The following is a 13,105-nucleotide window of genomic DNA, read 5'->3' on the forward strand; positions in this document are numbered from 1 at the left end:
ATGTATAAAATTTTGTGAATAGGGAAACCTTCGCTAATAGGGGGAGGTTTAACTAATGAACAAAATGGGCTTATGCCAGAGGTTTTGGTGTCTTTTCGTCACTGTTGTGCTATTGCTGACAGCTGTCAGCATCTATCCGGATTTTGGACGCAAGCCGGTGGAAGCGAGCGGGACGGAGGACACTGCAGGTCAGCTAAGCAGCAGCATAACGAGGTCATTGGATTTGCAAAATACAAAGGTTTCTGCGCCATTTACCAATATCCGCAGCAATTCGCAGACTGAAGTCCTGGCAGCCGGTCATGCCGCTCTGCATGCTGGTCAGCCGGCAGCGACTGAGGCTCCGAAGCCTACAGCGGCACCGAAGGCTGTCAAGCAGCCGGCCAAATCTTCATCCAAGCCGCCTGTGTCCGTACCGGTATCTGCACCGGCACCAGAGCAGATCATCACTTCAATGAAAGTGACGGCAACCGGATATACCGCCGGATTTGAGTCCACGGGCAAAACTTCGAAACATCCGCAGTACGGCATAACCTACTCGGGTGTCAAAGTGCGCAGAGACAAAAATGCCGTTTCGACGATTGCGGCGGACCCTAGGGTAATTCCACTCGGCAGCATCCTTTATATCCCAGGCTACGGCTATGCGGTAGTAGCGGATACCGGTTCGGCAATCAAAGGGCGGAAGATTGATCTTTATTTTGCCACCACCAAGCAGGTCTACAAGGAATGGGGCAAAAAAACAGTGGTGGTTCAGCTCATCAAGCGCGGCAACGGAAAATGTACGGAGAGCATGCTGAAGAGCCTCGGCAAAGCGATTCAAACCCACAACGCTATTCCGCAGTATCTGCTGGAAGAAGTAATTTAAGAGATCTGCGGTTTGAAGCTTTTTTCACTTAAGCATGTATAATCCAGCCCTGCACTTCTCATAATACGGACTGGGGCCAAGCACCGGCCTCTTCCTATGAGAGAAAAGGGAGGTGAAGATTCCGTGGCTAAGAAACCAAAGGTACAAGAAAACTATAAAACACCGAATGAAAAATTTAATGCGGAGTTTGCTGCTGAAAATGATGTTATGACCAAACAGAGCAGCAATACGCTCTCCAAACCGGCGCAAAAACCGCAGCAATAATGCTGTGAAGCAGGCAACTGCTGACAGACAAGGACTGTTTCCTATCAGCTATTTAGCTGCAGGAGGCAGTTCTTTTTCTATTTATGCTGTTTTTGTTCTCTCCGTCCCGAGACTGAGTCGAGTTTCCTTCTCTCGTCGCTGTTCTCGGCAGGCAACTTCCTGTACACTAAGGCTATAAGAGTGAAGAAGGATGACTTACATTAACTAAAAGGGGAAATGAAGGATGAAAAGACGGTTCACCAGCCAGATCCTTGGGGGACTGATCCTAATCGGACTGGGAGCGCTGTTCCTGCTTAGACAGATGGGCTATACCGACGTTAATATAGGCTCACTGTTCGCGGACTATTGGCCGGTTATTCTTATTATAATGGGAGTGCAGCGTTTTTTATCCACGGATGATCGCGGCGCAAGATTTTCATCTATGCTTGGAGGATTTTTCTTTTTGGCTATCGGGCTATTTTTCTTGGGGCGCAATTTGGATTGGTTCGATGTTTCCGCAAGCGAATTCTTCAAATTGCTTATTCCGGTGATGCTGATCGGTGGCGGGCTGTTTGTTATCTTTAAGCCCCGGGGCACGACTCCGCCTGTTCCTCCAGCGCCGCCTACACCGCCAAGCTTCTACCCGCCTGGTCCAGGCAAAGGCACCGAAAATGTTGAACCGCCTAAGCCGCTGGAATCCACGCTGGATGAGCAGTTCGAGCAGAAATTCGGCAAACCGGCTGAAAAGCGGGATTGGAATGAATATCTACACAAGCAAGATGAGGATGACGAGGAAGAAGATCAGGGCAAGAAAGGCCATTTCCATTCTGCAAGGGAATTACGCTGGCAGGAAAACCGTGAGCGCCATGAGCGCAGACGCCAGGAACGGCATGAACGTCACAGCCGCAGACACGGTGAGTGGCATGAGGAGTTCCATGAATCGGGCGATCCTAAGGAATCGACGCATCGTTCGGCTTTTATTGGGGATGTCCATATGGGCAAGGAGCATTTTCAACTGAAGAATACCAATATTTCACAGTTTATCGGTGATACGGTACTGGACCTTACGAATGCGCAAATTGCTTACGGCGAGACGAAGATTAATATTTCTGCTTTTGTAGGCGATATCAAGGTGTACATTCCAGAAGATATGGATCTTGGCGTGTCAGTGCACAGCAGCTCTTTTATCGGGGATATGCAGGTGCTGGATCAGTCGCGCAGCGGGTTCATGGGCAGTGTGCAATGCAAGACGCCTTATTATAAGGAAGCAGGCAAAAAAATCCGTATTAACGTAAGTGCCTTCATTGGCGACGTTAAAGTCAAAACGGTAGGTTAAGCATGGGGAGATTATTAAGCAACACCAAATGGATGCTGCTGGTATATTTTCTGCTTAGCGGCGCAGTGACCGCCGGAATTATGTATGTCGGGACCTGCCTTGGCTATATCGAGGTTCAGGATTACCGCATGTGGCTGTATCTCTGCCTTGGGATTGTGCTGTTCACAGTGGTGATCGGTTATATGGCCGGACAGCGGATTCAGCGGCGGATTGATCATCTGGACCTGAATATGCTGCAGGTGGCCAAAGGCAATCTTTCCGTGCGGATGCCGGAGAGCGATGACCAGTCGTTTGCAAGAGTGTATCATGAGTTCAACATGATGATGGATACGGTTGAGAATAAGATGCAGATTCTGCAGCGTTTGGGCGAGCAGGAAGTGATCGAGAAGGAAAAGGCAGCGGAGAGCGCGGTGCTTGAAGAGCGGAGGCGAATGGCCCGGGATTTGCATGATACGGTGAGCCAGCAGCTTTTTGCGATTCATATGTCCGCTTCTTCGCTGCCTAAAGTGCTGGAGCGGAATGCGGAGCATGGGCAGACGGTCATGAATCAACTGATCACCATGTCGCAAATGGCACAAAAGCAGATGAGGGCACTGATTGCCCAATTGCGTCCGGTTGAGCTGGAAGGCCGCAATCTATTTGAGGCGCTCGAAAAATGGTTCCCGGATTATTGCCGTCAGAACGGACTCAAAGGTGTCAAGGAGCTGGAGCTGCAAGGCGAGCTGTCCGAAGCGATTGAGCACCAGCTGTTCCTGATTATTCAGGAATCCATGGCGAATATTGTTAAGCATGCGGGCGCGCGCGTGGTCAGCTTATCGCTGCGTGAAGTGCCGAGGCAGGTTGTGCTGAGCATCAGCGATGACGGGCAGGGCTTCGAGCATGTGCAGCATAAGCAGGGCTCCTATGGACTGACTACTATGCGGGAACGTGCGGAAAAGCTCGGCGGTCAAGTGGAGATTATCAGCCGCAAGGGAGCGGGAACTACAATCCGCGTACATATACCGAAATTTGTGCAGGGGAACCCGGAGCCGGACGATGCTGATTCTGCGGAGGCCTGAGCATGAACAGAACTAGTGTATGATAAAATTTAGGGGAGATAGAACATGAGTATGATAAAAGTGCTGCTTGTGGATGATCATGATATGGTTCGGATGGGCCTCAAAACATATTTAATGCTGGACCCAATGTTTGAGGTGATTGGCGAGGCGGCGAACGGCCAGGAAGCACTGGGCATGCTGCGCGAGTGGGGACATGACGCCCTGCCTGATCTGGTGCTGATGGACCTGATGATGCCGGTGATGAACGGAGCAGAGACTACGCGGGCAGTGCTGGCGGAATTTCCGGGCCTCAAAATTGTCATTCTCACCAGCTTTCTGGAGGATGATCTCGTTGTGGATGCCATCGAAGCCGGCGCGGTCAGCTATGTGCTCAAAACCGTCTCTGCCGAGGAGCTGATCTACGCGCTGCAAGGGGCATTCCGCGGCATGCCGGTAATGACCGGCGATGTCTCCCAGGCCCTGACCCGGGGCATCCGCCAGCGTACCGTGCAGGGTGATTCCTCCGGCCTGACCGAACGCGAGAAGGAAGTGCTGCTGCTTATTGCTGAAGGCAAAACCAATAAGGACATCGGTGAGGAGCTGCACATCAGCATCAAGACGGTGAAGACGCATGTCAGCAACCTGCTGATGAAATGCGAGCTGGATGACCGTACTCAACTGGCGATATACGCCCACCGGAAGGGCTGGGCACAGGGTTAATGAGCCGTATGCGGTGAGATCAAGTAGTTTGCCAGATGAACTACCCAGGCTCATAAACATCTAATTGTAGTTCGTGCAGCTATTTCGCGTGAATTCAGCTATTATTTCGTTCTAACTGTATTCTGTACCATTAAATCCTGAGCATAAGCCCTTTACTGAGCAATTTGGAAAATATAGATGTACGAAATACAATTAACCTGCCGGATGCGGCAATACTTGCTGTTTTAAATGTACGAAGTACAACTAACTTAAGGAAAAAGAAGCCTTCTGCAGCTTCTTTTGCTCGAATGTCTCATCTACTATTTACCTTATAAGTGTAAAGTTTTTAATTCCAGCCCGGCGCGTTTTATGCGCTCGGGCTTTTTTTAAGTTTTTAGGGGGAGCGTAGCGTCCCCCTCCATATCCATTCGCGATTACAATAGCGAATGTTCCATCCCTGCTTCCCTGCCCAGGGCCCTAGTGTCAGAGTGGAAAGTTTACGGCCGCCTTTGAACTCTTGTTCCACCCGCAAGGGTAAGTTCAGGGAACAAGAGTTCAACAGCGGTGGAACCTAACACTAGGGCCCCCCCACCCACTTTCATCTTTTATCTCCGTTTAAATTGTTTTTAATGTGACCTTAAGGTTCAAAGTACACAATAGGACCATGAAAACAAATTACTTCCTTGCCAGAGACGGCAGGGTGCGGGAGGAAAGAAAAACATGGACGACAACAAAAACAGCTTTGATCGTGAGAACAACTTCAATCGTGATAATGAACCGTCACCGGATCGGAATCGGGAATGGGATAACAATACAAACAGCAATAATAATGAAATGCCTGAAGCAGGTTCATCCTACTATTATTCCTATGGACCTTTTAAATCCTTGAACAACGATGAAACGAATACAGACGATGCGCAGCACTACAACCGCCGGGAACCAGAGCGCGTAGAAGTTACCCCGCCGCAGCCAGTCAGACCAGTTCCTTACAACACTTCGCTCCGCACAACGGGCTTCAACGGCAACGGAAGCGGAGGTAACGGCGGCAACGGCTCGGAGGGCGGCAACGGCTGGCAATACAATCACAAGCCCAAGAAGCCTGTAAAAGCGGTATTGATTTCTTTTCTGGCCGGGATGATCGTGCTTTCGGGTTCGATGTTCATGGCGGATCGCGGCAACTGGTTCACAGGAGATCCGGTGGCTGCACCGGCGTTGTCAAATACAGCGGCAAAGACAGCTAACGGAAGTGCGAACGTTACACCTGCAACATCAACGACAACACTGCTCACTGGAACAACGGATGCTTCGAAAGTAGTAGATGCTGTTGGACCTGCAGTCGTCAAAATTGAGACACTGGTTAAAACGAATTCCAGCAGAAGCTCAAACAATCCGAATCTGAGCGATCCTTTCTCGCAATTCTTCTTCGGTGATCAATTCGGAAGCAACTCTTCCGGGTCCAACAATTCGGATTCACAGTCGAATTCAGGCTCGGGTTCCCAGCTCACTCCTTACGGGATTGGAACAGGCTTCATCTATGATTCAGCCGGATATATTTTGACTAACCAGCACGTAATAGATAATGCCGATGTAATCCAAGTAACGGTAGACGGCAACACTAAGCCTTATGAAGCTAAACTGCTCGGCTCCAGCAAAGACCTGGATTTGGCCGTTCTGAAGATAGAAGGAAAAGACTTCCCGACGGTACAGCTTGGTGATTCGGACAGCATCAAGGTAGGCTCCGAAGTAGTAGCTATCGGCAATCCGCAGGGCTTCGACCACACGGTTACAGCCGGTGTGCTTAGCGCGAAAGACCGCAGCATTGATATTAATGAAGAAGACGGCAGCGGCACACGCAATTACAAAAATCTGCTGCAGACCGATGCGTCCATCAACCCCGGGAATTCCGGCGGTCCGCTGCTGAACCTGAACGGTCAGGTCATCGGAATGAACGTAGCTGTTAGCACGGATTCGCAAGGTATTGGTTTTGCCATCGCTGTGAACACCATCAAACAAGTGGTTGACAAGCTGGAAGCCAATCAGGCAATTCCAAAAGAACCCGTACCATTCATCGGCGCATCGCTTATGACCATTACGGATGAGGTAGCCAAACAAATGGGAACTAATATCAAAGAAGGTTCCGTGGTTGCCGAGGTTATCTTCAAATCGCCTGCTTACATCGCTGATCTCCGTCCTTACGATATCATCACAGGAGTAAACGGCAAGAAATATGCAACGAACCAGGATTTGATCAAATATATCCAAACGCTGAAGGTCGGCGACAAAATAACCCTTAACGTCGTTCGTGACGGCAAAAATCTTGATCTTCCGATTACCATCGGCAACAAAAATGATTTCAACACGACGCAAACTCAGCGGCAGTAAGTACCGGACAGTGAAGTGAAGAGCGGAAGGGGAGACCCTTCCGTTTTTGCTGCACAGGCTTGTAATCATGATACAATAGAGATATACGATTTTAACAATGGGGGCTGCTGGATGCGACCGAATATTTTGATTATTGATGATGATGAAAAGATTATTTCCATGCTGCGCCGCGGTCTTGCCTTTGAGGGTTATGACGTAAAGACTGCGTCCAATGGAGCGGATGGCTTGCGCGCTGTACTGAACAGTGATCCGGATGTGGTTGTGCTGGATGTTATGATGCCGCAGGTGGACGGCTTTGAGGTGTGCCGGCGTCTGCGCGAAGGCGGCAGCACGGTGCCTGTACTCATGCTTACGGCCAAGGATGAAATTGAGCACCGGGTAAAAGGGCTTGATTTAGGTGCAGACGATTATCTAGTGAAGCCGTTTGCACTGGAGGAGCTGCTGGCCCGGGTGCGCGCGCTGCTGCGCCGCAAGAGCGAGCAGGGAGGCGGCGGCTCAGAGCAGGCAGTTTCCTATGAGGATATTACACTGGATGTTGACTCGCGTGAGGTTGCCCGCGGCGGCAAACGTCTGGAGCTGACTGCGAAGGAGTTCGAGCTGTTGCATCTGTTCATGCAAAATCCGAAGCGGGTGCTGTCCCGCGATCTGATCATGGACAAGATTTGGGGCTATGATTACAGCGGGGAATCCAACGTGCTTGAAGTGTATATTGCTATGCTGCGCCAGAAAACAGAGGAGCACGGCGGCAAAAGACTGATTCAGACGATCCGGGGAGCCGGTTACATCCTAAGAGGTGACTAAATATGTCAATACGATTGCGGCTGACTGCTTGGTATTCAGGGATTTTGGCCGTTATGCTGCTGGCCTTATCAGCCGCAATTTACGGATTTGTGTATTTTAATACTTATGGCGATATAAAGGAACGGTTAAAAGAACAGTCGATTCAAGTTCAGCTCAAGCAGTCTTGGAACATAGATGGCACACTGAAACTCAACCTTGTAGGAATTCAAGCACAGAATCTGTATGCTCAGATATATGTTTATGATGCCAAGGCGTTGATCCCAAGCATTAATATGGAGAACATGGGTCTTAAGTTCAAAATTCCCGATCGGGATGCTATCAAGCATCAGCAAGGATTTTTACGGACAAGTTACGATGGCAATCCGTTTCTGATGTATCAGATCGCTGTGGATGTTCCAAACGGACCGGACACGTTGCCCGGAGTGCTTCAGGTAGCAGCCTATGTGGGCGAGCAGGACCGGCTGATGCTGAATCTGAAGAACATCCTGATGGTCGGTTCCTTCGCCACCCTCATCGCGGCCTTTACCTTCGGTCTGTTCCTGGCCCGTAAAGCAATGAGCCCCATCGGCAAAGTCATTGAAGCGGCAAACGGCATTCAGACCGGAACCGATCTTAGCTCACGTATCGTATATGACGGACCGCAGGATGAGATCGGACGGCTGATTCAGACGGTCAACAGCATGCTTGGGCGGATGGAAGGCTTTTATACAGAGCTGGAGGATTCCTATGCTACACAGCGCCGCTTTGTATCTGATGCTTCGCATGAGCTGCGGACACCGCTTACAACAATACGCGGGAATATTGATCTGCTGCAAAAGGTCTGGGAGATGGACCCGGCCGAAAGCCGGATGACAGAGGCGGAAATCCGCCAGTTGTCGATTGAATCGGTGAAGGATATCGCCGACGAATCCAAGCGCATGAGCCGCCTTGTAGGCGATATGCTGTCGCTCGCCCGGGCCGATACCGGACGGACGTTTGACATTGAGCCGGTGGCGCTGGAGCCAATGATGACCGAAGTGGCCCGCAGAGCGTCCTTCCTGCCGCGGCAGGCGGAATGGTCCGTAGGAGACCTCAGCCATTTGAATGGCAAATATATTGTCGGCAATAAGGATTATCTGCAGCAGATGATGTTTATTTTTATTGACAATGCCTTCAAATACACTCCATCCGGCGAGGTTACGCTGGACGCTGTGTTTTACCAGAACCAGGTGGGCATTCGTATCTCGGACACCGGCATCGGAATGGATAAGGACGAGGTTCCGCATATCTTTGACCGTTTTTACCGCGCTGATGAATCGAGAGGAATTACGGAAGGAATCGGTCTTGGGCTGTCGATTGCCAAGTGGATTATTGATGAGCACGGCGGTTCTGTAGAGGTGGTTACACGCCAGGGCGAGGGGACCACCTTTGTGATCTGGCTCCCGCTTCTCTTTGCTCCGCCTCTGGAATAGGGTATAATTAGAAATGGTCCTATTACAGCAGTCAACGACAGCAGAAAGCCGGTGAATTCATGGAAGTCATAAAAATTTCTCCCCGGGGCTATTGCTATGGCGTCGTCGATGCCATGGTAATGGCACGGCAGGCCGCGCAAAATCTTGATTTGCCCCGGCCGATTTATATACTCGGCATGATTGTGCATAACAGCCATGTCACCAATTCGTTCGAGGACGATGGAATTATTACGCTTGACGGGCATAACCGTCTTGATATTCTGGATAAAGTGGACAGCGGCACAGTGATCTTCACCGCTCATGGCGTATCGCCGGAGGTGCGCCGGCTGGCCCGGGCGAAAGGGCTGACCACAGTGGATGCCACCTGCCCGGATGTTACCAAGACGCATGATCTCATCAAGGAGAAGGTAGAAGAGGGTTACGAGATTATCTATATCGGCAAGAAAGGTCATCCGGAACCCGAAGGGGCTGTCGGCATTGCGCCTGAGCATGTTCACTTGATTGAAAAGGAAGAGGAGATCGCCGGGTTGTCGATTCCTTCTTCGCGTATCGTCATCACCAACCAGACCACTATGAGCCAGTGGGATATCAAGCATATTATGAAGAAACTGCTGGAAGCTTTCCCCGGCGCAGAGGTGCATAACGAGATCTGCATGGCTACTCAAGTGCGCCAAGAAGCTGTTGCGGAGCAGGCCGGTCAGTGTGATCTGGTCATCGTTGTCGGCGATCCGCGCAGCAACAACTCCAACCGCCTGGCCCAGGTGTCGGAGGAAATTGCCGGTGTGCCCGCACACCGTATCGCCGATCTGTCGGAGATGAAGACGGAATGGCTGCAGGGAATTACCAAGGTCGGGGTAACCTCCGGTGCTTCTACACCTACGCCAATTACCAAGGAAGTAATCAACTACCTGGAGCAGTACGATCCTGCCCTTCCCGAAACTTGGGAAATCAAGCGTACCGTGAACATGTCCAAGCTGCTGCCGCCGGTGAAGGGCAAGAGCGCAAGCGCTACCTGATTTTTTTAGCTACTGTACTTATTTATATTAGAAAGCACACAACTCCCAATTTAGGGGGGGGTGTGCTTTTTTGGTATATATTGAGCTGGAAATACAGTGAGAAGCTTCCTGAAGAAAGTGGACAAGATTAGCCATAATATGGACACAATACAGGGATTGCAGAGGAATACAGATTGACTAATACAGCTTAATGAGTTAATATTACTTTAGCGCTTAAAAGCGTACACGCGTCGTAGCGAAATAGTGTTTATTATTTTTAGTGCCAATTTAAGAATTTTTGTCCAGAAGGGGAGCTATAATATGATCGTAATAACATCTAATCAGACACCGCAGGAGCAGGTTAATGAGATAATTGCTGTAATTGAAAAAGAAGGGCTGCAGGTTCATCTCTCACGGGGTGCGGATCATACCGTAATCGGTCTTGTCGGCGGGGTTACTCCCAAGCTGGCCGAGCATCTTCGGCAGATGAAGGGTGTGGAGAACGTAGTGAAGATCTCCAAGTCCTACAAGCTGGCCAGCCGTGACTTCCATCCTGAGGATACTATTATTGATATCCGCGGCGTGAAGATCGGCGGTGAGAATCTTGTTATTATGGGCGGACCTTGCGCCGTGGAATCACCGGAGCAGATCGATGAGATTGCCCGTTTGGTCAAAGCGTCCGGCGGCCAGGTTCTGCGCGGCGGAGCCTTCAAGCCCCGGACCGGTCCATACAGCTTCCAAGGGGTAGGTGTAGAAGGTCTTACGATGATGGCGGAAGCCGGAAAACGTCATGGCCTGCTGACCATCACGGAGGTTATGACACCGGAGTACGTTGATATTTGTGCGGAGCATGCGGATATTCTGCAGGTGGGCACACGGAATATGCAGAACTTTGACCTGCTGCGCAAGCTGGGAACCTGCGGACGGCCTGTGCTGCTCAAACGCGGCTTCAGTGCGACTTACGATGAGCTGCTGAATGCGGCGGAATACATTCTCGCCGGCGGCAACCGCGATGTTATGCTGTGCGAGCGCGGTATCCGTACCTTTGAAACCTACACCCGCAATACGCTTGACCTGTCTGCCATCCCTGCACTCCAGAGCTTGAGCCATCTTCCGGTTATTTCTGACCCGAGTCACGGAACAGGACGGCGTGAGCTGGTTGAGCCGATGGCTAAGGCATCGGTTGCGGCAGGAGCGAACGGACTGATTATCGAAATGCATACCGATCCGGATAATTCCATGACAGGTGATGGTGTGCAATCGCTGTTCCCAGATCAATTTGACAACCTGCTGAGAGACCTGGAGAAGCTGGCTCCGCTTGTGGGGCGCAAGTTCTCCGATTCGCTTGAAGCAGCTCCGATTGTATAAATTTCAGCTCACAAAGGGCATTGTACCGGTCCTCTATCCTGCTTTCGGGCGGGGGAAGAGGACTGTTTTTGTACATGGCAGGGTGAATATGACACTTGTTTGGCCTAAATAATCATTTTTCACGAAAGCGTTAGAATATCTTACATTGTTGCAAGAAATACCTGACATAAGCATTGACGATGTTAGGTTCGGGATTTATAATGACAACAGCAAAAAATTAAAAACAAGAACATTTGATACTGTGAGCGGCCTAATGTTCGGAATTTGGGGAGGAATTTATTCATGTCGGTTGAAAAAGTGTTGCAGACGATCAAAGAGAACAATATCGAGTGGGTGGATTTTCGTTTTGTAGATTTAGGTGGACGTGCCCACCATATTTCGCTTCCTGCATCTGCAGTTGAAGAAGAAACATTTGTGAATGGTGTTGCATTCGACGGTTCTTCCATCAAAGGATTCCGTGGTATTGAAGAATCAGACATGGTAATGATGCCTGATCCGAACGCTTCATACATCGATCCTTTTACAGCTCATCCGACGCTTAACATTATGTGCGATATTTTCACACCTGATGGCGAACGTTACGAGCGCGACCCACGCGGTATCGCAGTAAAAGCTGAAGAATTCCTGCAAGCAAGCGGTGTAGGTACAGCAGCATTCTTCGCACCTGAATCCGAATTCTTTATCTTTGACGATGTTCGTTATGAGAGCGGCATGAACAGTTCTTCTTTCTTCGTAGATTCCGAAGAAGCGGCTTGGAACACTAACCGTAAAGACGAAGGCGGCAACATGGCATTCAAAGTAGCTGTTAAAGGCGGTTATGTGCCAGTAGCACCAGTGGATTCCCAGCAGGATATCCGCAGTGAAATGTGCCGTCTGCTTAGTGAAGCAGGCCTTGAAATCGAACGTCATCACCATGAAGTGGCAACTGCAGGCCAAGCGGAAATCAACTTCCGTTTTGACACCCTGAAGAAAACGGCTGACAACCTCCTCACTTATAAATATATTGTGCAGAACACTGCACGCCAGTACGGCAAAGTAGCAACCTTCATGCCAAAACCGCTGTTCGGCGATAATGGTAGCGGTATGCACGTTCACCAATCCATCTTCAACGGCGACTCTCCTTTGTTCTACGAAAAAGGCGGATATGCCAACCTGAGTGAGATGGCTCTGAACTACATCGGCGGTATCTTGTATCATGCTCCGGCATTGATCGCGCTGACCAACCCAAGCACCAACTCGTTCAAACGTCTGGTTCCTGGTTACGAAGCACCGGTTAACCTGGTATTCTCCAAAGGTAACCGTTCTGCTGCAGTCCGTATCCCGGTAGCTGCTGTGACACCTAAGGGCTGTCGTATCGAATTCCGTACACCTGACTCCACAGCTAACCCTTACCTGGCATTCTCGGCAATGCTGATGGCTGGACTGGACGGAATCAAGAAGAAGATTAACCCAATCGAATTGGGATATGGTCCTCTGGACAAGAACATCTACGAATTGTCTGATGAAGACAAGGAGAAAATCCGCAGCGTTCCAGGTACACTGGACGAAGCACTTGATGCTTTGGAAGCTGATTTTGAATTCCTTACAGAAGGCGGCGTATTCACTAAGGACTTCATTGATAACTACATCGCTCTGAAACGTTCCGAAGCTCAAGCGGTTGCCATTCGTGTACATCCGCATGAATACTCCCTGTACTTCGATGTATAAGATTGCAGCAATATAAGAGATAACTTTTTATTATAAGTATTATAAGAAAAAGACAGCGAATTTCGCTGTCTTTTTCTTTGTGGGTACGCCCAGCATGGGCGTCATCTCTAGGGTGAAAGTCCCGAGCGGGGGCTGGCAAGCGCCTACCGTTAGCCAAGGGCAAGGGTGTCCATCGCGAGGTGGAATCTGAAGGAAGCCGGGGGCAAAAGCACGGCCTGAGGTAC

11 protein-coding genes are annotated in these 13,105 nt (G+C 50.1%); all 11 read left to right on the forward strand.

The window, feature by feature from the left end:
* Window positions 1-286: 286 nt before the first annotated feature.
* The 11 genes from AC0LWN_RS25030 (at window position 287) to glnA (ending at window position 12,881) form a co-directional block, all read left to right on the forward strand.
* On the forward strand, window positions 287-862 hold the full coding sequence (locus AC0LWN_RS25030) for a 3D domain-containing protein (protein WP_474670195.1): 576 nt from the start codon (window positions 287-289) through the stop codon (window positions 860-862).
* 123 nt (window positions 863-985) lie between these two features.
* A complete protein-coding gene (locus tag AC0LWN_RS25035) occupies window positions 986-1,126 on the forward strand; it encodes a hypothetical protein (protein ID WP_474670167.1) in 141 nt (46 codons plus the stop codon).
* 223 nt (window positions 1,127-1,349) lie between these two features.
* A complete protein-coding gene (liaF, locus tag AC0LWN_RS25040) occupies window positions 1,350-2,441 on the forward strand; it encodes a cell wall-active antibiotics response protein LiaF (RefSeq protein WP_474670169.1) in 1,092 nt (363 codons plus the stop codon).
* Window positions 2,442-2,443: 2 nt separating this feature from the next.
* The gene (locus tag AC0LWN_RS25045) at window positions 2,444-3,499 is read left to right on the forward strand and encodes a HAMP domain-containing sensor histidine kinase (RefSeq protein ID WP_474670171.1); all 1,056 of its coding nucleotides are present in this window, start codon (window positions 2,444-2,446) and stop codon (window positions 3,497-3,499) included.
* A 45-nt stretch (window positions 3,500-3,544) separates the two neighbouring features.
* Complete coding sequence (locus AC0LWN_RS25050; RefSeq protein WP_474670173.1) at window positions 3,545-4,198, forward strand: response regulator; 654 nt, start codon at window positions 3,545-3,547, stop codon at window positions 4,196-4,198.
* A 699-nt stretch (window positions 4,199-4,897) separates the two neighbouring features.
* A complete protein-coding gene (locus AC0LWN_RS25055) occupies window positions 4,898-6,559 on the forward strand; it encodes a S1C family serine protease (RefSeq protein ID WP_474670175.1) in 1,662 nt (553 codons plus the stop codon).
* A 111-nt stretch (window positions 6,560-6,670) separates the two neighbouring features.
* The gene (locus tag AC0LWN_RS25060) at window positions 6,671-7,360 is read left to right on the forward strand and encodes a response regulator transcription factor (RefSeq protein ID WP_474670177.1); all 690 of its coding nucleotides are present in this window, start codon (window positions 6,671-6,673) and stop codon (window positions 7,358-7,360) included.
* Between the two features lie 2 nt (window positions 7,361-7,362).
* Complete coding sequence (locus tag AC0LWN_RS25065) at window positions 7,363-8,811, forward strand: sensor histidine kinase (protein ID WP_474670179.1); 1,449 nt, start codon at window positions 7,363-7,365, stop codon at window positions 8,809-8,811.
* A gap of 59 nt (window positions 8,812-8,870) precedes the next feature.
* On the forward strand, window positions 8,871-9,827 hold the full coding sequence (locus AC0LWN_RS25070; RefSeq protein WP_474670181.1) for a 4-hydroxy-3-methylbut-2-enyl diphosphate reductase: 957 nt from the start codon (window positions 8,871-8,873) through the stop codon (window positions 9,825-9,827).
* A gap of 300 nt (window positions 9,828-10,127) precedes the next feature.
* Window positions 10,128-11,174 (forward strand): 3-deoxy-7-phosphoheptulonate synthase, encoded by a 1,047-nt coding sequence (gene aroF / locus AC0LWN_RS25075; protein ID WP_474670183.1) that lies wholly within the window; start codon window positions 10,128-10,130, stop codon window positions 11,172-11,174.
* A 282-nt stretch (window positions 11,175-11,456) separates the two neighbouring features.
* Window positions 11,457-12,881, forward strand: a complete 1,425-nt coding sequence (gene glnA, locus AC0LWN_RS25080; RefSeq protein ID WP_458964887.1) for a type I glutamate--ammonia ligase — start codon at window positions 11,457-11,459, stop codon at window positions 12,879-12,881.
* Window positions 12,882-13,105 lie beyond the last annotated feature (224 nt).

Source organism: Paenibacillus sp. sgz302115, from assembly GCF_056120445.1.

Coding starts and splice junctions, on each gene's coding strand:
- AC0LWN_RS25070 (WP_474670181.1), top strand. CDS start 8,871: ATGGAAGTCATAAAAATTTCTCCCCGGGGCTATTGCTATGGCGTCGTC.
- AC0LWN_RS25060 (WP_474670177.1), top strand. CDS start 6,671: ATGCGACCGAATATTTTGATTATTGATGATGATGAAAAGATTATTTCC.
- AC0LWN_RS25055 (WP_474670175.1), top strand. CDS start 4,898: ATGGACGACAACAAAAACAGCTTTGATCGTGAGAACAACTTCAATCGT.
- glnA (WP_458964887.1), top strand. CDS start 11,457: ATGTCGGTTGAAAAAGTGTTGCAGACGATCAAAGAGAACAATATCGAG.
- AC0LWN_RS25065 (WP_474670179.1), top strand. CDS start 7,363: ATGTCAATACGATTGCGGCTGACTGCTTGGTATTCAGGGATTTTGGCC.
- AC0LWN_RS25050 (WP_474670173.1), top strand. CDS start 3,545: ATGAGTATGATAAAAGTGCTGCTTGTGGATGATCATGATATGGTTCGG.
- liaF (WP_474670169.1), top strand. CDS start 1,350: ATGAAAAGACGGTTCACCAGCCAGATCCTTGGGGGACTGATCCTAATC.
- aroF (WP_474670183.1), top strand. CDS start 10,128: ATGATCGTAATAACATCTAATCAGACACCGCAGGAGCAGGTTAATGAG.
- AC0LWN_RS25045 (WP_474670171.1), top strand. CDS start 2,444: ATGGGGAGATTATTAAGCAACACCAAATGGATGCTGCTGGTATATTTT.